The organism is Aquitalea magnusonii (assembly GCF_003202035.1).
In the GTDB taxonomy this organism is placed as follows: domain Bacteria; phylum Pseudomonadota; class Gammaproteobacteria; order Burkholderiales; family Chromobacteriaceae; genus Aquitalea; species Aquitalea magnusonii.
This window is the reverse complement of sequence record NZ_QJKC01000011.1, coordinates 1-24,659: the sequence shown is the minus strand read 5'-3', so window position 1 is coordinate 24,659 and position 24,659 is coordinate 1. Positions and strand designations below refer to the sequence as shown.

Annotated in this window: 23 protein-coding genes; 6 read left to right on the top strand and 17 right to left on the bottom strand. The window is 61.3% G+C overall.

The window, feature by feature from the left end; all coding sequences use genetic code 11:
• Positions 1 to 3 precede the first annotated feature (3 nt).
• The 9 genes from DFR38_RS12670 to leuC all read right to left on the bottom strand — a co-directional run bounded on the left by DFR38_RS12670 (position 4) and on the right by leuC (position 9,195).
• The gene (locus DFR38_RS12670; protein WP_110313485.1) at positions 4 to 2,349 is read right to left on the bottom strand and encodes a motility hub landmark protein FimV; all 2,346 of its coding nucleotides are present in this window, start codon (positions 2,347 to 2,349) and stop codon (positions 4 to 6) included.
• Between the two features lie 158 nt (positions 2,350 to 2,507).
• Positions 2,508 to 3,509, bottom strand: a complete 1,002-nt coding sequence (locus DFR38_RS12665) for an aspartate-semialdehyde dehydrogenase (protein ID WP_059285086.1) — start codon at positions 3,507 to 3,509, stop codon at positions 2,508 to 2,510.
• Positions 3,510 to 3,645: 136 nt separating this feature from the next.
• On the bottom strand, positions 3,646 to 4,752 hold the full coding sequence (gene asd, locus DFR38_RS12660) for an aspartate-semialdehyde dehydrogenase (RefSeq protein WP_082693311.1): 1,107 nt from the start codon (positions 4,750 to 4,752) through the stop codon (positions 3,646 to 3,648).
• A 142-nt stretch (positions 4,753 to 4,894) separates the two neighbouring features.
• Positions 4,895 to 5,959 carry a 3-isopropylmalate dehydrogenase gene (leuB, locus tag DFR38_RS12655; protein ID WP_059285085.1) on the bottom strand — a complete coding sequence of 355 codons (1,065 nt, stop codon included), beginning with the start codon at positions 5,957 to 5,959 and terminating at the stop codon, positions 4,895 to 4,897.
• Between the two features lie 70 nt (positions 5,960 to 6,029).
• A complete protein-coding gene (locus DFR38_RS12650; protein WP_059285084.1) occupies positions 6,030 to 6,314 on the bottom strand; it encodes a hypothetical protein in 285 nt (94 codons plus the stop codon).
• Between the two features lie 19 nt (positions 6,315 to 6,333).
• On the bottom strand, positions 6,334 to 6,894 hold the full coding sequence (locus DFR38_RS12645; protein ID WP_059285083.1) for a pyridoxamine 5'-phosphate oxidase family protein: 561 nt from the start codon (positions 6,892 to 6,894) through the stop codon (positions 6,334 to 6,336).
• Between the two features lie 15 nt (positions 6,895 to 6,909).
• The gene (gene leuD / locus DFR38_RS12640) at positions 6,910 to 7,548 is read right to left on the bottom strand and encodes a 3-isopropylmalate dehydratase small subunit (protein WP_110313483.1); all 639 of its coding nucleotides are present in this window, start codon (positions 7,546 to 7,548) and stop codon (positions 6,910 to 6,912) included.
• Between the two features lie 83 nt (positions 7,549 to 7,631).
• Complete coding sequence (locus DFR38_RS12635; RefSeq protein ID WP_059285082.1) at positions 7,632 to 7,769, bottom strand: entericidin A/B family lipoprotein; 138 nt, start codon at positions 7,767 to 7,769, stop codon at positions 7,632 to 7,634.
• A gap of 19 nt (positions 7,770 to 7,788) precedes the next feature.
• Positions 7,789 to 9,195, bottom strand: coding sequence for a 3-isopropylmalate dehydratase large subunit (gene leuC, locus DFR38_RS12630; protein ID WP_059285081.1), 1,407 nt, complete (start codon positions 9,193 to 9,195; stop codon positions 7,789 to 7,791).
• A 232-nt stretch (positions 9,196 to 9,427) separates the two neighbouring features.
• On the opposite strand from leuC, the gene DFR38_RS12625 reads away from it, so the two are divergent.
• Positions 9,428 to 10,210 (top strand): helix-turn-helix transcriptional regulator, encoded by a 783-nt coding sequence (locus DFR38_RS12625; RefSeq protein WP_110313482.1) that lies wholly within the window; start codon positions 9,428 to 9,430, stop codon positions 10,208 to 10,210.
• Here the strand turns inward: DFR38_RS12625 and DFR38_RS12620 are convergent.
• The 3 genes from DFR38_RS12620 to DFR38_RS12610 are packed head-to-tail and all read right to left on the bottom strand — an operon-like array spanning position 10,194 to position 12,498.
• Positions 10,194 to 11,384: an MFS transporter gene (locus DFR38_RS12620; RefSeq protein WP_059285080.1), complete on the bottom strand. Its 1,191-nt coding sequence runs from the start codon at positions 11,382 to 11,384 to the stop codon at positions 10,194 to 10,196. The genes DFR38_RS12625 and DFR38_RS12620 overlap by 17 nt on opposite strands.
• 56 nt (positions 11,385 to 11,440) lie before the next feature.
• A complete protein-coding gene (locus DFR38_RS12615) occupies positions 11,441 to 11,848 on the bottom strand; it encodes an RNA-binding S4 domain-containing protein (RefSeq protein ID WP_059285079.1) in 408 nt (135 codons plus the stop codon).
• Entirely contained in the window at positions 11,845 to 12,498 is a 654-nt protein-coding gene (locus DFR38_RS12610; RefSeq protein ID WP_059285078.1) for a fumarylacetoacetate hydrolase family protein, read from the bottom strand. Before DFR38_RS12610 ends, DFR38_RS12615 begins: the two co-directional genes overlap by 4 nt.
• A gap of 446 nt (positions 12,499 to 12,944) precedes the next feature.
• Here DFR38_RS12610 and DFR38_RS12605 point away from each other — a divergent pair, with 446 nt between their 5' ends.
• Complete coding sequence (locus tag DFR38_RS12605) at positions 12,945 to 14,648, top strand: PHA/PHB synthase family protein (protein ID WP_370540953.1); 1,704 nt, start codon at positions 12,945 to 12,947, stop codon at positions 14,646 to 14,648.
• Between the two features lie 84 nt (positions 14,649 to 14,732).
• Positions 14,733 to 15,914: an acetyl-CoA C-acetyltransferase gene (locus tag DFR38_RS12600; protein WP_059285076.1), complete on the top strand. Its 1,182-nt coding sequence runs from the start codon at positions 14,733 to 14,735 to the stop codon at positions 15,912 to 15,914.
• A 229-nt stretch (positions 15,915 to 16,143) separates the two neighbouring features.
• Here DFR38_RS12600 and DFR38_RS12595 read toward each other — a convergent pair whose 3' ends face one another.
• The gene (locus DFR38_RS12595) at positions 16,144 to 16,491 is read right to left on the bottom strand and encodes a YkgJ family cysteine cluster protein (RefSeq protein WP_059285096.1); all 348 of its coding nucleotides are present in this window, start codon (positions 16,489 to 16,491) and stop codon (positions 16,144 to 16,146) included.
• A 76-nt stretch (positions 16,492 to 16,567) separates the two neighbouring features.
• Between DFR38_RS12595 and DFR38_RS12590 the strand changes: the two genes are divergently transcribed.
• Positions 16,568 to 17,785, top strand: a complete 1,218-nt coding sequence (locus tag DFR38_RS12590; protein WP_059285075.1) for an alkaline phosphatase family protein — start codon at positions 16,568 to 16,570, stop codon at positions 17,783 to 17,785.
• Between the two features lie 56 nt (positions 17,786 to 17,841).
• A complete protein-coding gene (locus DFR38_RS12585; RefSeq protein ID WP_059285095.1) occupies positions 17,842 to 18,222 on the top strand; it encodes a putative zinc-binding protein in 381 nt (126 codons plus the stop codon).
• Here DFR38_RS12585 and DFR38_RS12580 read toward each other — a convergent pair.
• The 4 genes from DFR38_RS12580 to DFR38_RS12565 form a co-directional block, all read right to left on the bottom strand.
• Complete coding sequence (locus DFR38_RS12580; protein ID WP_059285074.1) at positions 18,214 to 19,272, bottom strand: hypothetical protein; 1,059 nt, start codon at positions 19,270 to 19,272, stop codon at positions 18,214 to 18,216. The two genes, DFR38_RS12585 and DFR38_RS12580, sit on opposite strands and share 9 nt — an antisense overlap.
• Positions 19,273 to 19,649: 377 nt before the next feature.
• On the bottom strand, positions 19,650 to 20,588 hold the full coding sequence (locus tag DFR38_RS12575) for an alpha/beta fold hydrolase (RefSeq protein ID WP_158527736.1): 939 nt from the start codon (positions 20,586 to 20,588) through the stop codon (positions 19,650 to 19,652).
• A gap of 100 nt (positions 20,589 to 20,688) precedes the next feature.
• A complete protein-coding gene (locus DFR38_RS12570; RefSeq protein WP_059285072.1) occupies positions 20,689 to 21,417 on the bottom strand; it encodes a pseudouridine synthase in 729 nt (242 codons plus the stop codon).
• A 459-nt stretch (positions 21,418 to 21,876) separates the two neighbouring features.
• Complete coding sequence (locus tag DFR38_RS12565; protein ID WP_059285071.1) at positions 21,877 to 22,824, bottom strand: DMT family transporter; 948 nt, start codon at positions 22,822 to 22,824, stop codon at positions 21,877 to 21,879.
• Positions 22,825 to 23,045: 221 nt separating this feature from the next.
• On the opposite strand from DFR38_RS12565, the gene DFR38_RS12560 reads away from it, so the two are divergent.
• A complete protein-coding gene (locus DFR38_RS12560; RefSeq protein WP_110313481.1) occupies positions 23,046 to 24,551 on the top strand; it encodes an amidase in 1,506 nt (501 codons plus the stop codon).
• Positions 24,552 to 24,659: the final 108 nt, after the last annotated feature.

Below are 24,659 nucleotides of genomic sequence, written 5' to 3'. Positions count from 1 at the left end.
GCATCAGCTGCTGATTTTGGTAAGCAAAGCCTGGGCTTCCTCTTTCAAACTTCCGTGTGCTTCTCCAACCAGATCCTGCAACACTTCCCGGGCACCATCACGGTCGCCCATGTCCAGATAGACCTTGGCCAGATCAAGCTTGGTGGACAAAGGATCATCCAGCAGGGTCATGCCTTCGGCCACTACCGGAGCGGGTTCGGCTGCAGGCGCGGCCACGGCGGCAGCACTGGCTGCCGGTGCAGCGGCCGGTGTGGCCGCCACCATGTCTTCATACAGCGATTCAAAACCATCCGTGCTGGCCGCAGAGGCCGGCAGCTCGAGGGTGCCGGTTTCCGGCTGGCCATGATTGTCGGCAGCCATTTCAGCCGCCAGACCATCCAGGTTGAAATCGAAATCCAGCAAATTGCTCTCCGCCGCGGCCGGTTCGGCCGGGCTTGGCGTGGCAACCGGCTCGGCCAGCGGCGCGGCAGCCAGTTCGGCATCCAGATCAAAATCCAGCATATTGGCTTCGGCCAGGGCCGGCTCGGCTGCGGGGGCTTCTTCTTCGAACAAGGCTGCGCGCAAGGGATCTGCCGCCGGTTCCGGCTCAAGCGTAGCGGGCGCCTGGGCTGGCTCTGCCTGCAGATCGCCAAACAACTCACGATCCAGATCGATGATGCCGTCGTCAACGGCGGCAGGACTTTCCACAGGGGCGGCGTCTTCCGGCAGCTGGTACAGCGCATTGGTCGGGTCAATGCCCAGGCCCATGGCGGCCACTCTGGCCCAGGCCTGGCCCTTCCCATCAGTCGTGGCATGGAACTCGCGTGCCAGCTTTTCGAAATTGGCCGCATCCGGGCGTGCCGCATACAGTTCAAGCAATTTCTGGCGCACTTCCTGCCGTGACGGATCCTTGGCCAGGGCATCCTTGAGGATTTCTTCGGCCTGTGCGTCGCGCCCGTAGGCCATGTATACCTCGGCCTCGGCCACCGGATCGACTTCGGCAGCATCGATATCACCCGATGCCTGGGTGAAATTGGTCATGAAGGAATGACCGCCACTGACGGTGTGCGGGCCACTGCCGACTGCGTTCCGGCCCAGCACGGCGTTATTGGTCTGGGTGGACAGCTGTAGCGAAGTGGCGGTGCCCGCCTTGCGGCGGCGGGCAATCAATGCGCCGAGCAGCCCCAGCAGGCCGACACCGGCCACGCCGCCACCAACCAGCGGCAGATTGTCGATGAGCCGGTCCAGCAGTGAAGGCTCTGGCGGGGGCGGTGGAGGCGGAGGTGCCAGCGGCTTGTGTACCACGGCAGGTTTTGCTGCAGGGGCCGCTTCGGCAAGCGGCATGCTGGCCGGCTGCGGCGGTGCAGCGGTGGCCGGACTCGAAGCGGCAGCAAGGGGTTCGGCCTGCGGCTGGGAGGCCTGCGGCTTGCCGCTTTGCATGGCCTTGAGCTGCTGCTCGAGGGCCGAGATGCGGGCCTCGGCGTCCTTCAGGGATTGTTCACGCGCGGAAACCTGTTGTTCCAGTACGGAAAGCTTGGCGCTGGACTGGCTGGCCGGGGCATCCGGCGGCAGCACCTTGAGCACATCCTCACCCTGGCCGTGCGCTGGCGACTTGGCCTCTGCCGCTGCGCCGTCGGGATGCAGGATGGCATTGACCCGTGCTGCAGATAGCGACTTGATCTTGGCGGCGGGCGGAATTTTCAGGGTTACGCCCGACTTCAGGGTATTGGGATTGCCATCGCTGAAAGCATGCGGATTGGCCTGTACCAGTGCGGCCATGGTCTGCTCCAGCGTGGCACCCGGCGGGACGGCCTTGGCGGCCATGCCGCGCAGGGTAGAGCCGGCACGGGTCTGCAGTACGCCACGGCCGGCATTGCGGCTGGCCTTGCCCGTCTTGCCCTGGTAACGGCTGGACAGGTTTTCATCGGCATATTGCGGTACATCCTGCACGATGGATTTGGATGGCGGCGCATTATAGCTGGCCGGATCGAGCAGCACGGTATATTCGCGCACCGAGCGGCCGGAGCTGGTTTTGGCCTCTACCACAAAGCGCAAATAGGGATCATTGATGGGTACGGCAGAGCTGACGCGAACAATGGCACCATGTGCCGAGGGCGCCAGCTGAAAGCGCAGTGCCGACATGGTGCTGGCATAATCGACATTCAGGTCACGGAAGGTATCGGGACTGGCCAGGCCGACGCGGGCGCCTTCCAGTTCGTTCGAGCGCACCCCGGTCAGCTCGATGTCCGCGTGAAAGGTTTCCCCCAGGAAGGATCGCACATTGATCCTGCCAAGTCCGGCCCATACATTTGCCGAGCAAACCACCGCTACCGCCAGCACGCTCAGCTTGAATTTTGCCTGATTATTCACAGTCTACCTTCCGGCACTTATTTATCTTGATCTTATTCGCTCGGTTTGCCCTCGCAGGCAAAGAGCTGGCAACTAGTGCCATCTTAGGCCCTAGCCAAGCTTTTAGCTAGATTACATAACAACAAAACCCCGGATGAACCGGGGCTTTACATTTATTCTTATTCAAACACGCCTGCTTTATACATGGCCTCGGCAACCAGCACGCAATTCAATGCGGCACCGACACGGACATTATCTGCCGCCAGCCAGAACTGAATGGTATTTGCGGTTTTGCGCAGGCGGCTGATCCATATGCCGTCATTACCGGTTGCTTCCATTGGCGTAATATAACCGCCGTGCTGCTCGGCGGTGACGCATTGCAATCCTGCCGCCACCAGACGGTTTCTGACTTGCACCAGATCAATATCGGCAGCGACTTCCAGGCTGACCGCCCAGGCGTGTCCGAAGAAAACCGGCACACGCACTGCGCTGGCCTCAATCGGCAATTGCGGCTGTTGCAACAGGCGACGCAATTCCAGCACGATCGAACGCTCTTCTTCGGCCATACCGTCTTCATCCAGTGCACCAATCTGCGGCAGCACATTAAAGGCGATACGTTTTTCAAATACGACATTTTCCGATTCGCGTTGCGAGAACAAGGCGGTGGTTTGCTCGGCCAGTTCTTCCAGCGCCTTTTGACCCGCGCCGGAAACCGACTGGTACGTTGCCACGGTCAGACGCTTGGGCTGCAAGGGCAGCAAGGGACGCAGCGCCATGGCCAGCGGCGTGACGGTGCAGTTGGGCGCAGCCACCAGCGCACCGGCTTCCAGATCTTGCAGCTGGTCGCCATTGACAGACGGCACCACCAGCGGCACTTCCGCATCCAGCCGGTAGGCATCGCTGAAGTCAATCACGGTCACACCGGCGGCGCGGGCTTGCGGAACATATTCGCGCGCCACATCGCTGCCGGCGACAAAGATGGCCAGCGCCACATTCTCGAAACCGAATTCATCCAGCTGACGGATATCCAGTTCCAGATTGCCATAGCTGACGGTAGACGCTTCATGCTCCGGGCCATCCACGGCAAATACCCGCTCCGCCGGGAACTGGCGCTGGGCCAGCAGTTCGAGAACAGATTGGCCGACCAGGCCAGCGGCACCTACCACAGCAAGCTGCATCATCCGAATAAATCCTTACATTCTTGGAAAAGGCTGATTGTACCTCAGCCAAAAGCAAAGGGCGCGTTAAGGCGCCCTTTGCAGTGTAGTCGATTCCGGCGACAGTCCAGTTAAAGCCTTAAGTCTATTTCAAGCTGAATCAGCGCTCGATCAGGATGCGCAGCATGCGGCGCAGCGGTTCGGCCGCACCCCACAGCAGCTGGTCACCGATGACGAAGGCCGACAGGTATTCGCCACCCATGTTCAGCTTGCGCACGCGACCGACACCGACTTCCAGCCCACCGGTGATGGCGGCCGGGGTCAGTTCCTTGACGCTGATTTCGCGGTCGTTCGGCACCCACTTCACCCAGTCGTTGCCGGACTTGATGATGGCTTCGATTTCTGCCAGCGGCAGGTCTTTTTTCAGCTTCACGGTCAGTGCCAGGCTATGGCAACGCATGGCGCCGATGCGCACGCACAGGCCGTCCACCGGAATGGTGGCGTCGGTACCCAGGATCTTGTTGACCTCGGCCTGGCCCTTCCATTCTTCCTTGGACTGGCCGTTATCCAGCTGCTTGTCGATCCACGGGATCAGACCACCAGCCAGCGGTGCGCCAAAGAATTCGGTCGGCACGTCTTCGCGGATGGCGGCAGCCACCTTGCGGTCGATTTCCAGAATGGCGGAAGACGGGGTGGCCAGCTCGTCGGCCACGGCAGCGTGTACCACGCCCATGCCCTTGATCAGCTCGCGCATGTGGTTGGCACCACCGCCGGAAGCAGCCTGGTAGGTCATGGAGGAAACCCATTCCACCAGACCTTCGCGGAACAGACCGCCCATACCCATCAGCATGATGGAGTTGGTACAGTTGCCGCCGATATAATCTTTCACGCCCTTGGCCAGTGCGCTGTCAATCACGTTGCGGTTGACCGGGTCCAGCACGATGACGGCATCGTCAGCCATGCGCAGGGTGGAAGCGGCGTCGATCCAGTAGCCATTCCAGCCGGCAGCACGCAGTTTCGGATAGATGTCGCTGGTGTAGTCGCCGCCCTGACAGGTGACGATGGCATCCATGGCCTTCAGTTCGTCGATGTTCTTGGCGTCTTTCAATGCCGGTACGTCACGGCCGATGTCCGGGCCCTTGCCGCCGACATTGGAAGTGGTGAAGAACACCGGTTCGTTGATGACAGCGAAATCGTTCTCTTCACGCATACGTTGCATCAGCACGGAACCAACCATGCCACGCCAGCCTACAAAGCCTACTTTCACGGGTTTCTCCTGGGATCTGTCTCTAAAGTTGCGATTGGCCCGTCAACGCAAGCGTTAGCGGGCCAAGTATTTTTATTACTCCATTGTGCAGCGCGATAGCGCAGGAGGCAATGGGGTCAACCCTATCCGGGTGAAGTTTTTTTTACAGCGCCGCCACCACAGCATCGCCCATGCCGGAGCAGCTGACTTTCTCGCAGCCGGCCTCGAAGATGTCACCGGTACGGTAGCCCTGGGCCAGTACGGTCTTGACGGCATTTTCCACCCGCTGGGCGGCTTCTTCCTGGGCAAAGGTGTAGCGCAGCATCATGGCGGCCGACAGGATGGTGGCCAGCGGATTGGCCAGGTTCTTGCCGGCGATGTCCGGGGCGGAACCATGCGAAGGCTCGTACAGGCCCTTGTTGTTCTGGTCGAGCGAGGCCGATGGCAGCATGCCGATGGAGCCGGTGAGCATGGAAGCTTCGTCGGACAGGATGTCGCCAAAGATATTGCCGGTCACCATCACGTCGAATTGCTTGGGATTGCGCACCAGCTGCATGGCGGCATTGTCCACATACATATGGCTCAGCTCCACCTGCGGGTAGTCGCGCGCCACGTCGATCATGATTTCTTTCCAGAACTCGGTGGTTTCCAGCACATTGGCCTTGTCTACCGAACACAGCTTCTTGTTGCGCTTCATGGCGATGCCAAAGGCCACATGGGCGATGCGGCGGATTTCGCTCTCGCTGTAGCGCATGGTGTTGTAGGCTTCGCGCTCGCCCAGTTCATTGACGGCAATGCCGCGCGGCTGGCCGAAGTAGATGTCACCGGTGAGTTCGCGCACGATCATGATGTCCAGGCCCGACACCACTTCCGGCTTCAACGTTGAGGCATTGGCCAGCTCCGGATACAGGATGGCCGGGCGCAGGTTGGCAAACAGGTTCAGGTCCTTGCGGATGGCCAGCAGGCCGCGCTCCGGGCGCAGCGGGCGATCCAGCTTGTCATATTGCGGGCCGCCCACGGCGCCCAGCAATACGGCGTCGGCTGCGCGGCACAGATTCTGGGTGAATTCCGGATACGGCACGCCATAGGCATCGTAGCCGGCACCGCCCAGCGGGGCTTCTTCCAGCTCGATGGGCAGGCCATCCTGACGCAGCACGTCCAGCACGCGGCGTGCCTGGGCAATGATTTCCGGACCAATGCCGTCACCCGGCAATACGGCGATTTTCATGATGATTCCTTCTTTATCCCTGGATTATTGACGGACAAGTCCGGGGGCGGCCCGGCACTGCCCACTCCGTCTAATTGTCATGCCGCCGGGTGAGGCTCTCCACCAGCACCCGCTCACAGCATTTGAACACGATATACATCAGCATGGCGGCATACCCCAGCCCCAGCAGTTGCAATAACTGGCTCAGGGCCCCATCCATGGCAGCCTGCCAGCCTACATCCAGCCACAAATGGATGTTCAGGTTCAGCAAGATGGCCAGATTGACGGTGGCTGCGCCAAACATTAAAAAACTCAGGCCCAGCAGGACAAAGGTGAGCAGCAGATGGCGATACAGAAACCCCATATTGGCTCGCATTTTGTGCTCCCCCTCCCCGTCAGCGCTGCTGGCGACTCTTTTCCACAATTCCGCTGGCCACGCCATCCAGACTGGTCTGGTTGCGGTCCTGCCAGTACTGCCGAATGCCTTCCGGGCCTTTGGCTTTCGCCCAGTCATTCAGCTGTTCGCGCTCGCCCTGGTAATCCATGAATGGCACCGACATGCCGCAGGATGACTGCACCAGCTCCACGGTCAGGTCAAATAGCTGGCGCGCACCGGGCAAGGCGGGGAGGAAGGCCGCCAGCGCCTCCCACTCGGCATCGCCCTGGTGAATGGCCCTGGCCTGACCATACAGGCGGAGGATCAACGGCTTGCCAGCAAAGGCGCAGAACATCAGGGTCATGCGTGGGTTGTGTTGCAGGTGTGTCGCCGTTTCATTACCGCTGCCGGTGACATTCAGCCACAGCACCCGCTCCGGTGACAGTACCCGCAAGGCGTCCATGCCCTTGGGGGACAGGTTGACCCGACCGTCAGCCATGGCTGTCGCCACGAAAAACAGGTGCTGCTCTTCGATGAAACGGACATGGCCATCATTCAGTGCCGGGTAACGCTGTCCCATTAGGCGGTCCTCTTGTCAGGCAAACAACCAGGGCTGTGCTTGACGGCGCGCCGCCTCGTAGGCCTTGATCTGCTCGGCATGCTGCAAGGTGAGGCCGATTTCATCCAGGCCACCCAGCAAACAGTGCTTGCGGTGCTCGGTGATATCGAAGCTGAACACCTGCCCTGCCGGGGTAGTGATGGTTTGCGCCGCCAGATCCACGGTCAGGGTATAGCCTTCCTGCGCTTCACATTCGCGGAACAACTGATCCACCACCTCGGCTGGCTGAACAATCGGCAGCAGGCCGTTCTTGTAGCAGTTATTGAAGAAGATGTCGGCAAAGCTGGGGGCGATCACCACGCGGAAGCCCTGGTCATCCAGCGCCCACGGTGCATGTTCGCGACTGGAACCACAGCCGAAGTTCTCACGCGCCAACAGCACTTGTGCGCCCTGGTAGCGCGGGAAGTTCAGCACGAAATCCGGATTGAGCGGGCGCACGCTGTTGTCCATGCCCGGTTCGCCGTGGTCCAGATAGCGCCACTCGTCGAACAGGTTGGGGCCAAAGCCGGAACGCTTGATCGATTTCAGAAACTGCTTGGGGATGATCGCGTCGGTATCAACATTGGCGCGGTCAAGCGGACAAACCAGTCCGCTCAGGGTAGTAAATGCTTTCATCGCTATGCCATTTCACGGGCAGCAAAGCCCATCGCTTGTATTCGGCAAGGCGGAGCAACGGTTTGCCCCGCGCTTTGGCCAATCTACATTTTATTGGAAACATCCTTGGCGGCGTTTTCAATCGCCTGCCCACCCTTGGAAACATCCTGGCCTATGCCACGCATGGTATTGCAGGCAGTGAGGGCCAATGTCGCCAGTACAATCAGCAACCACTGTTTCATATCGGAACTCCTCTCGTACTTACAGGCTACGGATATCAACAAAATGACCGGCAATGCCCGCCGCGGCAGCCATGGCCGGGCTCACCAGATGGGTACGTCCACCCTGGCCCTGACGGCCTTCGAAGTTGCGGTTCGAGGTAGAGGCGCAACGCTCGCCCGGTTGCAGGCGGTCGGCATTCATCGCCAGACACATGGAGCAACCCGGCTCACGCCATTCGAAACCGGCCTCGATGAAAATCTTGTCCAGCCCCTCGGCCTCGGCCTGGGCCTTGACCAGGCCGGAACCCGGTACCACCAGCACCTGCTTCACACTGGCGGCCTTTTTACGGCCACGGGCTACCGCAGCAGCTTCGCGCAGGTCTTCGATACGGGAATTGGTACAGGAGCCGATAAACACGATGTCGACCGGAATGTCTTTCACCGGGGTATTGGCGGTCAGGCCCATATAGGACAGTGCGCGTTCAATACTGCCCTTCTTGACCGGATCGGCTTCGGCGGCCGGGTCCGGCACGCTGCCATCGATGTCGGTGACCATTTCCGGCGAGGTGCCCCAGGTGACTTGCGGCTTGATTTCACTGGCATCCAGCTCGACAACAGCGTCGAAATGCGCGCCCTCATCCGAGTGCAGGGTTTTCCAGTAGGCCACGGCGGCATCCCAGTCGGCCACGCCAGGGGCAAACGGGCGGCCCTTGACGTAGTCGATGGTCTTGTCATCCACCGCCACCATGCCGGAGCGGGCGCCGGCTTCGATGGCCATATTGCACAAGGTCATGCGGCCTTCCATCGACAGGCTGCGAATGGCTTCGCCACCGAATTCGATGGCATAGCCGGTGCCGCCAGCAGTACCGATCTTGCCGATGATGGCCAGCGCCACATCCTTGCCGGTGATGCCGGCTGCCAGCGGGCCATTCACTTTCACCAGCATGTTCTTGGATTTCTTGGCTACCAGACACTGGGTGGCCATGACGTGCTCCACTTCCGAGGTGCCGATGCCGTGCGCCAGTGCGCCGAAAGCACCATGGGTGGAGGTATGGCTGTCGCCACAGACCACGGTCATGCCCGGCAGGGTGGCACCTTGCTCCGGCCCCATCACATGCACGATGCCCTGCCCCTTGTCCTTGAACGGGAAGTAAGCCAGCGCGCCAAAGGACTTGATATTGGCGTCCAGGGTTTCTACCTGCTGGCGCGAGATCGGGTCCTTGATGCCTTCGTCCCAATGGTCGGTCGGGGTATTGTGGTCGGCAGTGGACACCACCGAATCGACCCGCCACAGGCCGCGCCCGGCCAGTTTCAGCCCTTCAAAGGCTTGCGGACTGGTGACTTCATGCACCAGGTGGCGATCGATATACAGAAGTACGGTGCCGTCGGCCTCTTCCCGCACTACATGGCTGGACCAGAGCTTGTCGTAAAGAGTTTGTGCTGTCATGGCTTCCTGCTCGTTGATGGCGGCAGCGCCGCCGGTTTGCCGGATTTGCAGTCATTCTGTCACGCTGCCAGCGCGCACTACAAGGCGGATGAGCCCGGCCTCATGCATCTGGCAGCCGTGATGATGCTTGCTGTTGCCTGACATCATGTCTCAGCTTTTTTCCTAGTACAAGATAAGCATTTATACTAGTACTGGCACTACCACGTTGAGCTTGTCTTCAAGGGGAAACCGCATGAGCAGCAGCAAGACCAGCAGCCCGCTGGGTGAATTCATCCGCGCCCACCGCGAGCGCCTCAGCCCGCAACAAGCCGGCCTGCCCGCCGGGGTGCGCCGTCGCGCCAAGGGTTTGCGGCGCGAGGAAGTGGCCGCCCTGTGCGGCATCAGCCCCACCTGGCTGACCTGGATCGAACAAGGCCGCAGCCAGTCGGTATCGGCACCCACGCTGTCGCGGCTGGCCGATGCCCTGCTGCTGACCCATGCCGAGCGCGATTACCTGTTCAAGCTGGCCGGGCTGAAAAACCCGCAGGAACGCCCGGCCGAGCGCAATCCGCAGGCACGCGAGGCACTGGCTGCAGCCGTCACCGTGATCACCAGCCCCGCCTATGTGCTGGATGGCCACTGGAATGCCCTGGCCTGGAATGCCCTGGCGCAGGATTTGTTCTGTGGCTGGCTGGACCAGCCGCTGGCGCGGCACAATCTGCTGGATTTCATGTTCCTGCAGCCGGCCTCGCGCCTGCTGGTGGAAGACTGGCCGACCCGGGCCCGGCGCATGGTGGCGGAATTTCGCGCGGATGCCGGCGAGCGGCTGGAGGAAAGCACCATCCAGCAATGGGTGGACACGCTGCGCCTGGGCAGCGCCGAGTTCGACAGCTTGTGGCAACAACACGATGTGCAAGGCCGCGAAGGCGGCGAGCGCGCCTTCAACCATCCGCAGCGTGGCCGGCTGGTCTACCAGCAACTGACACTCAATCTGGCGGCCTCGCCCGAATTGAAGCTCATCATGCTGCTGCAGTAAGCCTTGCCGGCTGGGGCCGCAAATAGCGCCAGCACAGCAGCACACCCAGCGCCGCCGCCAGCACCGACATGCCAAAGGTGGGCAGCATGCCGCCATGCGGCCACAACACGCCGCCCACCAGCCCGCCGGTGCTGCCACCAATGCCGAAGGAGGCAATGATGTACAGCCCCTGCGCCCGGCCCTGGTGCTGTTCGGCAAACAAGCGGTGAATCAGCCCGACCGAGGTGGCGTGATGCAGGCCAAAAGTCAGCGCATGCATGCTTTGCGCCAGAACCGCCCATGCCGGATGCCCGACCACCGTGGCAATCAGCAGGAAGCGCAACACCGCGGTGAGCAAGGACACCAGCATCAGCCGCTCCAGCGAAAAGCGGCCCATGATGCGCGGCATCAACAGGAATACCAGGATTTCGCTGATCACCCCCACCGACCACAACAGGCCGATGGCCCCCTTGTCGTAGCCGGCATGGCGCAGACCGATGGAGTAAAAGGTGTAATAAGGCCCGTGCGCATACGCCATCAGGAAGCAACACCCGAAGAGCGCCAGCACCCTGGGCTGGCGCAGCGTGTGCCAGATGGGCGCGACAGCCGCCTGCTCGCGCTGCGCAGCCACATCGGGCACCAGCCAGCCGGCCAGCACAATCAGCACCAGCAAGCACAGCAGCGCCCACGGCAGATTGGCCAGATGAATCAGGTCCAGCACATAGCCGCCCACCATGGACAGGCAGACAAAGCCGATCGACCCCCATACCCGCACCCGGCTGTAACGCCCAGGCTGTGCCCGTGTCAGGTAGGCGGTACTGGCCTCAACCAGCGGCAAGGCGCCGGCCCAGAAAAAGTGCGACACCGCCAGGCTGATGAAAATCCACCAGAAGCCCTGCCCCAGTCCGACAAAGGCAAAAGCCAGTGCCGAGCACAGCGAAGTGCTGATGATGATGGCGCGGCGACGTCCCTGGCGGTCGGCCAGCCAGCCCCAGAAACCGGGTGCGGCAATACGCGCCAGGGTGGACAGCGCCATCAGCACGGAAATCTGCAATGCCGAGAAGGACAGGGACTCCAGATACAGGCCCCAGAACGGCCCGAACAGGCCCTGAAAGGCGAAATAGGCAAAATAGAACAGCGCAAACGGTCGCAGCGAAGGGGTGGCAACACCGGAAACAGCAGATGGAGCGGACATCAGAGCACAATCAGACAGGCAACACACCATGCCGGCCCGGCATGGTGTACTCGCGATTACAGGGTGCCCTTGAAGCGCGTGATATCGCGCCGGGCTTTCTTGGTGGGTCGGCCGTCGCCATGCGGAAAACTGGCATGTTCGGCCTTGAGCAGCAGCATGCGCTCCTCGCGTGCCTGCCGCCCCGCCTCGTCTTCACGGTAGAGCAACACCGCCTCTTTGGCTGGCCGGCGCTGGGTGGCCAGCTGCAACACGGTGACATGGTATTCCAGCTGGTTGATACGCAGCAGCAAGGCATCGCCTTCACGCACGATGCGCGAAGCCTTGACCCGCTCGCCATTCACCAGCACCCGCCCCAGCTCCAGCGCCTCGTGCGCCAGCTGGCGGGTTTTGTAAAAACGGGCAGCCCACAGCCACTTGTCCAGCCGCACCTTGTCATCGTCTTCTGCCTGGGTTGGCCGGCTCATGCTGCCACCGTCCACTCTGCAGTCACCAGGCCATCCAGCTGCGCCCGCACGGCATCGCCCGGCCGCAGCGCTGCCACGCCCTGCGGGGTACCGGTATAGATCAGGTCACCATCGGACAAGCCATAAATCCGTGACAGATAGCTGATGATGGTGGCCAGCGGAAACAGCATCAGGCTGGTATCGCCGCGCTGGCGGACGGTGCCGTTCACTTCCAGGCTGAAGGTGAAGGGCTGGCCGGCCTCGACGGCCGCCGCCGCGACAAAATCCGACACGCAGGCCGCATGGCGAAAACCCTTGGCCTTGGTCCACGGCTTGCCACCTTTTTTGGCCTCGCTCTGTACATCGCGCGCCGTCAGGTCCAGGCCAATACCGAGGCCGGCAATGTGGGACAAGGCGTCTACTTCGGGAATGTCATTGCCACCCTTGCCAATCAGCAGCACCAGCTCACACTCATGGTGAACATCTGCAGAATAGGCTGGCAGCACGATGTCCTGCCCGCTCAGCGTAAGAGCGGAAGTGGGCTTGAGAAACACCAGCGGTTCTTCTTCCTGCTGATTGCCCAGTTCGGCCACATGGGCGGCGTAATTGCGTCCGATGCAGAAAATATTGCCGACACCTTGCTCGACGCCATTGAGTCTGACCACTGCCATAGTGAAATCCTCCCGGTTCAGGACCGCAATTATCCCAGATGTAGCCCCGCTTGGGCTAATGCGCAATTTATCCTTTTGTCATTTAGCGCGCGTATTCTGTTAGCATGCAGCACCTTGGCGTTTCTGCCGGTACTGTCGCCAGCTGTAAGCAGGGCCCATGCTTTGGGGCAATTGGGTTAAGGACATAGACATGATTTGTGCATCGCCGCAACAGCCCTTCCCCTGCTGTGGATTTTTTCCATCCGGCCTACCTTCACCCGGTGAAAATGTCATACAGTCCTGTTACAGTCAGCGAGTACCCCCCGGCGGCGGCACCCCCGACCAGCCAGGGCAGGACGTATCCATCCACCTCTCACGGCATGTTAAGGAGATTTACCTTGACTCAGGACACGACCACTTCCCTGGAGAGCTTCTTCTCCAGCCTCTCCGAGGCCAATCAGCAGTGGATGCAGCAGTTTGTCAATTCGATGACCGCAGGCATGCCGCTGGATGCGGCAGCCAATCCGATTTCCGGCGCCTGGAACCAGATGGTGAACAACACCAATCAGCTGCTGGCCATGCAAACCAATCTGTACCAGCAGCAGATGAATATGTGGATGCAGTTTCTGGGCCAGAAGGCTCCTGCCGCCGGCGCTGCCCCGGCCGCAGCGGCCGGTGACCGTCGCTTCGCGGCGCCGGAATGGAACGAGCATCCCTTCTACAGCTTCCTCAAGCAAAGCTATCTGCAGACTTCCAAATGGATGACCGAGCTGGTCGACCAGGCGCAATTGGAAGAGGAATCCAAGGAAAAACTGGCTTTTGCCACCCGTCAGTACCTGGATGCCATGGCCCCCACCAACTTCATGCTGACCAACCCGGAAGTCATCAAGCGGGCGCTGGAAACCAAGGGCGAAAGCCTGGTGGAAGGCATGAAGAACATGGCCGAGGACTTCCAGAAGGGCCATATCTCGATGTCGGACGAAAGCAAGTTCGAGATCGGCAAGAATATCGCCACCACCCCGGGCGAAGTCATTTTCCGCAACGACCTGATCGAACTGATCCAGTACACGCCGACCACCGCCGAAGTGTACGAAAAGCCGCTGCTGATCGTGCCGCCCTGCATCAACAAGTACTACCTGATGGACCTGCAGCCGGACAACTCCATGGTGCGCCACTTTGTCGCCCAGGGTTACAAGGTGTTCCTGATCAGCTGGCGCTCGGCCGTACCGGAAATGAAGCATTTCACCTGGGAAAGCTATATCGAGCAGGGCGTGATCGCCGCGGCCGAGACCGTGAAGAAGATCACCAAACAGCCCAGCATGAATGCACTGGGCTTCTGCGTGGGCGGCGTCATCCTCAACACCTCGCTGTGCGTGATGCAGGCCAAGGGCATCAAGCTGATCGACAGCGCCACCTTCATGACCTCGCTGATCGATCACGAAGATCCGGGCGAAATCAAGGTGTTCATCGACGAAAACCTGGTCAAGAGCCGTGAGGCCAAGCTGGCTCATGGCGGCATCATCAGCGGCAAGGAAATCGGCCGTACCTTTGCCAGCCTGCGCGCCAACGACCTGGTATGGAACTACGTGGTCAACAACTACCTGATGGGCAAGACCCCGGCACCGTTCGACCTCTTGTACTGGAACAACGACGCCGTCGACCTGCCGCTGCCGATGCATACCTTCTTCCTGCGCCAGTTCTACCTGAACAATGCACTGGTGAAGAAAAACGCCATCACCCTGTGTGGTGTGCCCATCGACATCAGCAAGCTGGACATTCCGCTGTACGTGTTTGCCGCGCGCGAAGACCACATCGTACCGTGGAAGTCTGCCTTCTCCGGCATCAAGTACCTGACCGGTGCCCCGTCGCGCCGCTTCGTGCTGGGTGCGTCCGGCCACATCGCCGGCTCCATCAACCCGGTGACCAAGGACAAGCGCAACTACTGGGTGAATGAAAACCTGCCGGAAGATCCGGAAGCCTGGCTGGAAGGTGCGGAAAGCCGCCCGGGCAGCTGGTGGAAAGACTGGGACAGCTGGCTGGCCCCGCAATCCGGCAAAAAGGTTGCCGCCCCCAAGACCGCCGGCAGCAAGGAGTTCCCGGCGCTGGTGGCCGCACCTGGCACTTACGTCCTGGCCAAAGCCATGCCCAGCACGGTAGCCAGCCTGCAATAATCACCTGATGCCCGGCGCATGGACGCCGGGCACTGGCTCCAGACAGGGGCCACCCCACCCCAAAACCATAACGGAGAATTAACTATGCAAGATGTCGTAATTGTTGCAGCCCTGCGTACTGCCGTAGGCAGCTTTGGTGGTGCACTGGCCAAGGTTCCGGCTCCGGAACTGGGCGCGACCGTCATCAAGGGCCTGCTGGCCCAGACCGGCGTCAAGCCGGAAGACGTCAGCGAAGTGATTCTGGGTCAGGTGCTCACCGCCGGTGTCGGCCAGAACCCGGCCCGCCAGGCCCTGATCAAGGCTGGCCTGCCCATCTCCACCCCGGCCACCACCCTCAATGTGGTATGCGGCTCCGGCCTGCGCGCCGTGCATCTGGCTGCCCAGGCCATTGCCATTGGTGATGCCGAAATCGTGATTGCCGGTGGTCAGGAAAGCATGTCGCTGTCGCCGCACATCCTGCCGGGCTCGCGTGATGGCTTCCGCATGGGCAATGCCCAGCTGGTGGACACCATGGTGGCCGACGGCCTGACCGATGTGTACAACCAGTACCACATGGGCATCACTGCCGAAAACGTGGCAGAGAAATACGGCATCAGCCGCGAAGAGCAGGACGCGCTGGCCCTGGCATCGCAAAATCGTGCCGAAGCCGCCCAGAAGGCTGGCAAGTTCAAGGATGAGATCGTTCCGGTACTGGTACCGCAGCGCAAGGGTGATCCGGTGGCCGTCGATACCGACGAATACATCAAGGCCGGCACCACCGCCGAAACCCTGGCCAAGCTGCGCCCGGCCTTCAAGAAAGACGGTACTGTCACTGCCGGCAACGCTTCCGGCATCAATGACGGCGCTGCTGCCGTGATGCTGATGACGGCCGCCAAGGCTGATCAGCTGGGGCTGAAGCCGCTGGCCGTGATCCGTGGCTATGCCCTGACCGGCTGCGCTCCGGAAATCATGGGTATCGGCCCGGTTGCCGCCACCCGCAAGGCGGTGGAAAAAGCTGGCTGGACCGTGGAAGAGCTGGACCTGGTGGAAGCCAACGAAGCCTTTGCCGCACAAGCATTGGGTGTGGCACGCGAACTGGGCTGGTCTGCCGACAAGGTCAACGTCAATGGTGGCGCCATTGCCCTGGGTCACCCGATTGGCGCATCCGGCTGCCGCGTACTGGTTACCCTGCTGCACGAAATGCAGCGTCGTGATGCCAAGAAAGGCCTGGCTACCCTGTGTATCGGTGGCGGCATGGGTGTTGCACTGGCAGTGGAACGTCCGTAAACAGCTGTCTTGTCTGCACTGCAAACCGGGCCTTCCGCCCGGTTTTTTCATTGTGGCGCATCACAAAAAAGCCCCGACGCGCTGGCCGGGGCAGGTTCGGTCAACCGCCCTGCTGGCTGACCGAGGTGGAGACTTCGCACCACCAGACAATCCGCTCTGCAATACTGCCTGGAAGGTTTCTTCAGCATAGATGCGGTCGGGAAATTTCCTAGTGCGACATGACCGGCCTTCAGTCCAGTTGCAATGGCGGCAAGCCATGCTGGGCACGCGCCCGGTTACATGCTGTTTCGTAGATTCCGATGCTGGCCCGCGCACCGAATTCGCGACAGGGAGACGGCCGCTCGCTATAGATGCCACAGCTGACCGACTCCCCCACCCGGCCGATCAGGGCGATGCAGCGCGGGCGGGCATAATCGGTTCCACGCATGCGCACCGTGCTGGCGGTTTCCTCATCGGCCAGACGCGCCGGCACCCGGCCACCCGGTTCACTATCCAGCTCGGAATGATGAAAACTGACGCGAAATGCAGCGCAACAAGCGCCGCAGCGTTGACAGATGTTTTGCTCGGATGAGGACATGGCGGAAAACAGAAAATGCAAGAGGCCACAGTATGCCTGTAAGCTGGGGGAAATTCAGCAGCCTTGCGAACCTTGCATGCCCTCCTTGCTTTCCACTCTCTGCCCCGGCAGCTACTGGCCTGATTTTCAGGGTGGTAGTCTGCTCAACCTGTGCGCCAGCCTGAGTGCCGGACTGGGCGGCCCACAAACCGGCATGCCGGAACTCAGCCCACCATGGCTGGCCGGTATTGGCCGGCATCGCCATGTGGTAGTGATCCTGATCGACGGGCTGGGCAGTCAGCAGCTGGCCAGACTGGGGCCGCACAGCCAGCTGTACCAACATCAGCTTGCCACGCTGACTTCAGTCTTTCCGGCCACCACCGCAGCAGCGATTACCAGCCTGATGACCGGGCAGTCGCCCGCCAGCCATGGCCTGGTGGGTTGGCATTTGTATAGCGACAGTGGCAGCAATGCACCAGCTGAAATCGTCGCCCCGCTGCCGCTCACCGTGCGCCACCCGGCCGACAGCAGCAGCACCCCGCAGCAACTGGCCAGTCGCCTGCTGGTTTGTCCGCCCCTGCTGCCGCAGCTTGGCCGCCAGGTGCAGATACTGCAGCCACACTACATTGCCGATTCCCCCTACAGCCTGCACCATGCCGGCTCGGCCGACCGTCACAGCTACCGCAGCATGGACGAGGCTTTCCAGTGGCTGGCCAGCTGCCTGCAAACAGCAGGCAGGCCAGGCTTCCACTATCTGTATCTGCCGCAACTGGACAGCCTGATGCACCGCCAAGGCACGCAAAGCCAGGCGGTCCGCACGCTGTTCGCGCAGATTGACCAGGGATTTGCCAGCCTGGCAGCCATTGCCGACCAGGCGGATTGCGCCTTGCTGGCCACGGCTGATCATGGTTTTGTCGATACGCCAGTTGAGCGGCAGATCAGCCTGGACGAGGCGTTCCCCGCGCTCTATGCCATGCTGGCCCAACCTTTGTCCGGCGAACGCCGCGCGGTGTTTTGCCATCTCCGGCCCGGCCTGCAGGAGCGCTTCATCAGCCTGGCACAACAGCAAATAGGCCACGCCTGCTGGGTGATCGAAAGTGAAAGGCTGCTGGCTGGCGGCGCCTTCGGCCCTGGCGCGCAGCATCCGCAACTGGCGCAGCGGATTGGTGAGGTCTGCCTGCTGGCCAAGGAGGACTGGAGCATTCGCGATACGCTGCCCCAGGAGAAACCGCTCTATCTGCCCGGTCAGCATGGCGGCGTGACCGCAGCGGAAATGAGCGTGCCGCTCATCCTGCGTCTACCCCGGAAGGATTAGGGCGCATTCTGCCTGCGGCGAATGGCACAGGCAGAATGGCCAACGCACAATGGGGCATGACAAAGCCGAACCTTCCCCTGGTCTATGCCTGCTCCGGCTGCTCCAGTGCCGCGCAGATGGCCAATGATCTGGCCCTGCGACTGGACCGCGCAGGATTGGCCGAGATGTCCTGCATCGCCGGTGTCGGCGGCGGTGTGCCCGCACTGGTCAGGCTGGCACAATCCGGCCGCCCGGTGCTGGCCCTGGATGGTTGCCGACTGGCCTGCGTCCAGGCCTGCCTGCAACAGGTCGACGTCACGGCAGACCACACGCTGTTGCTGTCAGAACTGGGCGTGATCAAACGCAAGCATCAGGCTTATGAAGAGCAACAGGCTGGTGAAATCTGGCCCTTGCTCAGCGCCCTTGCCATCAGTCTGGCCCAGACACCATCAGAATAGGCCGCTTTGTTGCTGTTGCTGCTGCAGGCTGGCCAGTTCGTCGGCAAACTGCTGTTCCAGCTCGCGCAATTGCTGGCGATTGACATGTACCGGCATGATGGCACGGGAGACCGGCTGCAACTGCCCCAGTACCACGTGTTCGAAGCTGAGCGCGGTCACATCGTCGGCGTCCGGCCGCTCATGGCGTACGCCCATGCGGTTCAGATAGATGGTTTCCGCCTCGATGCGGAAAAACGTGGCCGGCTGTTCCAGCACCTGGCACACCACATCCAGTATGCCCCCCAGTTCGGCCAGGCTGGCCAGCGGCTGCAACTGCTGCTGCAGCGCGGCCTCCCGCTGGCGCAAGCCTGCTTCATCCGCAGGCAGGCTGGCCGCACCGGAGGAGACATTGCCGGTCGCATCAATCACCTTGCCGCCGCCACGCGAAAGCGTCAGCAGTTTCAGTTGCACCTGCTCCAGCTCGCTTTGCAAGTCCAGCCGCATCTGCTGCATCAGCCGCAGACGTCGGCCAATGACGGCCACCAGCACCGCCAGCCCGCGCTGAATGACATTCTGTTGCAGGTCGTCCTGATTGGCCGCGGGGTCCATCAAGCGGTGCTGATCAAAGCTGACCACCAGCTGTGCCACATCGCTGCGTATTTCGCCATTGTGCTCGGTCATGCCAAAACGGGCCGTTTCGCTGCGGCTCATGCTCATCATGGCCCAGGCATCGTCCCCCTTGCTGGCGGACAGGAAGAAGTCTGCCAGTGCGGCACTACTCTTGAGAAACAACAACAGGCTGAGCGGGCTGGAAAACAGCAGGCCCAGCCGCCGGTCAGTCGCAAAGCCACGCAAGGACAGTTCGAGTGGTTCGATGCGCTGCCAGGGCAGGCTCTCCAGATAAGCCAGCGAACACTGCATCCCGGGCAACATGCGTTGCTGATAGCCAGACAACAGGCGCAACCGGGCATCACTGCCATCCACTACGGTTTCAATGGCCTGCAATAAAGTGGCCTTGCGCTGGCGGGACGCCGGATCCAGCGCCAGTTTTTGCCATAGCCAATCAAACATCAGCAGACTCCCTTCACAACGGATTGCAGGCCGGATCAGCGCCTGCAGTACCGGATTAACATCATGCTCCCGCACCTGGAGGATTGCTGGCGGCCTGGCGCCGGCTCAAGGTCGCGCCAGCTAGCCTGGGACAAGGCGAAACCGGCCGCCAACAAGTGGGAAAGCGAGGTTGACATCGGACAAATGGGTATTCCACGGGCGTTTTTAACGCAGCACCCCCATGGCGACCCAATCCAGCAGCCAGGGAAAAGGTGCTTAGGCAAAGGGGGGAAGAAACGGCAATGGCAAGCGGAAAACCAGCCAGCCCCAGAGCGCAGGCCGAGCGGAACACCCTGATACAGCATGCCCGGATTTTACCGTTCCGCGGTAGCGCAGCATCAAACTTGTGGCGAATTGCCTTGCAAAATGTCTTGCAAAGCCGCCAGCGTCTGCACCGCAAACACCACCGGCAGCACATGGGTGCCGCCGTCGATGGTAATCAGCGGCGCATCCAGCAAGAGCGCCAGGCGCTGACCAATATCCAGCGGGAAAATCTCGTCCTGCGAACCCCAGATCACGGCAACCGGCATCGCCAATGGCTGGGAAAAGCGCTCAAGATGCTGCTCCTGCCGGGTGGCCAGTTCCTGCATCAGCGCCCGCAGCTGTGGTGCGCGGTCACGGTAATAGAATTGCCAGACGTCCTTCAGCAAAAACTGCGGTGCACGGGCCAGCGGGCTGCCCACCATCGCCATCATGCGTGCCACGCCTTGCGGATCGGCCGGAACGAACAGCTGCTCGGCCGACGCCACCCGCGCACGGGCCAGCAAGTCCTGCTGGTCTTCCGGGGTATACACCATGCCGGGCGAGGCCATGATCACCAGCTGTGATACCTGCTGCGGCAAGCGCCGCGCCAGCTCCAGCGCGACAAAGCCGCCATAGGACAAACCCACCAGCTGCACCGGACCGGCAATGCGCGCGCGGATCAGCGCCTCCAGTGCATCGGCCTGCGCCATCAGCGAAGGTGCGCTGGCCGCATGGCTGCGACCGAACCACAGCAAGTCCGGCACCAGCACATGGTGACGCCGGATCAAGCCGGCCATGACCCGCCCCCAACTGGCCGGACCATCGCCGCCAAAACCATGAATCAGCAACACATTGCTGCCCTGCCCGCCCTCCAGGAAGGCCAGCTCGCCCTGCTCCAGCCGCAATCGGCGGCTGCGAAAACCGGCCAGCCGCAAATAGGCCCGGACCATGTACTGACCGGTAGCCGAAGGGAAACAGCAGGCCAGCAGCACAGCGGCCAGCACCAATAGCAAGGGAATGAGATAGGCGTTCATGGCAGTGATCATGTCACGCCCGCCTTACAAAACCAAGTCAGCCACCACCATGCAAAACGGCGACCATCGGTCGCCGTGTTCGTCCGCCACAGGCTGCCGCTCAGAACATCTCGTCGTCGCGCAGGTAACGCCATTGCCCGGTCGGCAGATTGCCCAGCTTGATGGTGCCGATGCGGATACGCTTCAGCCCCACCACGCGCAAACCCACCAGCTCGCACATGCGGCGAATCTGCCGCTTCTTGCCTTCGCGCAGGATGAAGCGCAGCTGGTCTTCGTTCTGCCAGCTCACCTCCGCCGGCTTCAGCGCTTCGCCATCCAGCGACAGGCCATGATTGAGCAGGGCCAGGCCACGCTCGTCCAGCTCCCCGGTCACACGCACCAGGTATTCCTTTTCCACCGTCGAATTCTCGCCGATGATGTGCTTGGCAACACGACCATCCTGCGTCAGCACCAACAGGCCGACCGAATCGATATCCAGCCGCCCAGCCGGCGCCAGTCCACGCAAATGCGCCGGAATGAAACGTTTCTTGCTCGGGTCTTCCGCCCAGTGATTGTCGGGCTTCACCAGCGTCACCGCCGGTTGATAACCCTTTTCTGCCTGGCCGGAGACATAGCCCATCGGCTTGTTCAGCAGAATGGTGACACGGGAAGATTGCGCATCCTGCGCCTTCTTCAGTACTTCGATGGTGTTGTGCGGCAGCACTTTCTGGCCAAGCACGGCCACTTCGCCGTCTACCTTGACCCAGCCTTGCTCGATATAGCTGTCCGCCTCGCGACGGGAACAGATGCCCAGCTCGGCCATACGCTTGGAAAGGCGCACGGGTTCCATTGGATAATCCTGTAATAAAAAAAGCGGGTAGCGCCGGGTGCCATGCCGCCACGGGCCAGTCCCGTCCGCTGCATGCCGCCATCGGCACAGCCGCTGTTGATCTGCCGCCATTGTAGGGGATAGACCGCCGACTGACCATGATTTACGCGGATTCAGACTGCCACAGCCGTGACAGCACCCTGGTGGCGAGCGCATTGCAACAGCAATGCATGCTGAACAACAGAACAAGCGGGAATGGTGGCAGGCAAGAAAATGCCCGGTGAGTCGGGGAGGATTCACCGGGCCGAGCTATAGCCAATACTGAAGAGGAACAAAAGCCAGAGGTACTTCAACAACAAACAAAAAGAAGGTTGGCAGGTACTGCAGGAGATCCAATAAGTACGGGCACTGCCAACAAAGCTAACTTTAGTCGCTGGCTACACTTTTAACCATCCGTAAAAATCCGTAGTCAAAACCACATCACTTGGCGACCGACAGTGTTGTCGGCTGACGAGCCGCAGCCGCACCACGGCTGAGCGAACCCAGCAAAATGCCGGAAAAAATGGCGGCCAGCCCCGCCACATGATACCAACGCAAATCCTCGCCCAACAGCAGGATGGACTGCAGCGCACCAAAAGCCGGCATCAGATAGAGAAAACCAGCCGCCTTGGCAGCCCCGACCTGGGCAATGGCGCGGTTATACATCAGGAAAGCCAGCACCGACGGGAAAATGCCCAGATACAGCAAGCAGCCCATGGTCGGAGCAGACAGCAGGTGAAAGCCGCCGGCCTGCCAGGTTTCCATCACAAAAGCCGGCAGCAGCAGCACTTCGCCCACCAGCAACAGCACCATCATCATCACCAGCGGGTCCAGTCCTGGCAGCAGAGTGCGCAGGCCCAGCGTATACACCGCCCAGCACAGCCCGGCGGCCAGTACCAGCAAATCACCACTGCTGAACTGGAAATGGCTCATGCCCAGCAGCTTGCCTTTCAGTACGATAAGCAAGGCCCCGGCCAGCGCCAGCCCCATGCCGGCCCACTGACGCCGGCGCAAACGCTGGCGGAAATACAGGGATCCCAGCACCAACACCATCATCGGTGTGGCACTATTGAGAATGACGGCATTGGTGGCGGTGGTGCTACGCACGGCAACGTAGACCAGTGTATTGGTCAGCCCGATACCGAATACGCCCAGTAACAGCAGCTTTTGCCACTGCTGCCGCAGCAGCGGCCAAGCGCGGGCCAGCCGTGGCAGCCCGACAGGCAGCAGACACAGCAAGGCAATGGCCCAGCGGCCGAAGGCCAAGCCGAAAGGACCGATCTGGCCATGAATGGCACGGGCAATGACAAAGTTGGTGGACCACAGCAGCATGGTCAGCACCAGCAGCAGATAGGCGGTGCGGGAAGACGGGGAGCCGGAACTGGACATGATGAGGCAGCGCAATGAGTGAAGTCAGAAATTTTACCCAAACCCACTCACACACAATTGCCAATTAAGTATGAAATAAAACAAATCACGCCTAATTTATCATCAATACTGGTTTTTTATTTCACTTAATCAAACAAACACGCAATCAGCAAGCAGCGGGCTGCTTTGAAACATCCATCAGAGCTGATTATGCTGAGCAAATTGCATGACAGGTCATCGCCATGGCTTTTTTTCCTGAATACGAAAACCACGATGGCATCGCGCTGGCCGCCCTGCTGGCCAGGGGCGAGATCAGCCAGGCCGATCTGCTGCGCGCCGCTCAGGAAGGAATGGACCGGTACAATCCGGCGCTCAATGCCGTGCTGCTGCGCCTGGACGCACAAGCCGCTTGTCAGCCGCTACGCGCAGGCGCCAGCCCCCTGGCCGGCCTGCCGATACTGATCAAGGACCTGCAGGCAGACATCGAGGGCTGCCCTACCCGCAGTGGCAGCAGACTGTTTCAGCACCATGTCGCCACACAAGATAGCGAACTGATCCGCCGATATCGCCAGGCCGGGCTGATTTTCGCCGGCAAGACCACCACGCCGGAGTTTGGTCTTTACCCCTATACCGAATCCAGGCTCAGCGGTGCCACCCGCAACCCCTGGGATACCAGCCGGACCTGCGGCGGCTCCAGTGGCGGTTCGGCCGCTGCGGTGGCCAGTGGCATGGTGGCGATTGCCCATGGTGGCGACGGCGGGGGCTCCATCCGCATCCCCGCCTCCAATTGCGGCCTGTTCGGCCTGAAACCCAGCCGCGGTCGCTCCCCCTGCGGCCCGCATACTTCCGAACTGTGGCAAGGCTATGCCAGTGAACACGCCTTGACCCGCAGCGTGCGCGATAGTGCAGCCATGCTGGACATCCTCTGCCAGGGCTTTGACGCGGGCGATGCCTATCACTGCCCGCCGCCAGCCACCTCTTTTCTGGCCAGCCTGCAACAGCCTGTCGGCAAACTGCGCATTGCCTTTACCCGCCAGCCGTTTCTGGGCGGCACACTGCATGCAGATGGTGAAGCCGCACTCAGTCATAGCTTGCACTTGCTGCACGGGCTGGGCCATGAGGTGGAAGAAGCCCACCCGCCACTGGGCAGTGCCGATGAAATGTGTCACGCCATGCTGGTGATGATTTGCGGCGAGCTGGCCTGCCTGATTCGCAACAGCCAGCGGCTATGCGGACGCAGGGCGGATTTCCGCCTGATGGAGGCTGACAGCTGGACCCTGGCCCGCTACGGCGAACTGCTGTCGGCAGGGGAATTTGCCTGGATGCGAGACTTTGCCTTGCGCCAGGGCCGCATCATGCAGGCATTCCATCAACGCTACGATGTGCTGGTGACGCCGGTACTGAACCAGCCACCGGCCGCCATCGGCGCACTGGCCACCTCGCGCTTTGAACAATGCCTGTCCACCCTGTTGCTGGGTCATCTGGGCTGGGACTGGACCTTGAAACTGAGCCGTCTGGTGCCCGAGCATTCACGCAAGCTGATGGAGTACATCGGCTGGACCATTCCCTTCAATATGAGCGGCCAGCCAGCGATGAGCGTGCCCCTGTTCTGGAATGAGGCCAAACTGCCCATCGGCACCCAGATGGTGGCAGCTTATGGCAAGGAGGCGCTGCTGCTGCAGCTGGCAGCGCAACTGGAACAGGCGCAGCCCTGGTTCCAGCGCCGCCCGCCCTTGAGCCAGGGCTAGCCTGCGGCCGGGAGCAACCACGCCGGCTGCGCCGCCAGCGCCGCCGCTATCTCGCGGCTCAAGCCATCCAGCAAGTCCTGCTGCGCCGCCACCAATCCCGCCTGCCCA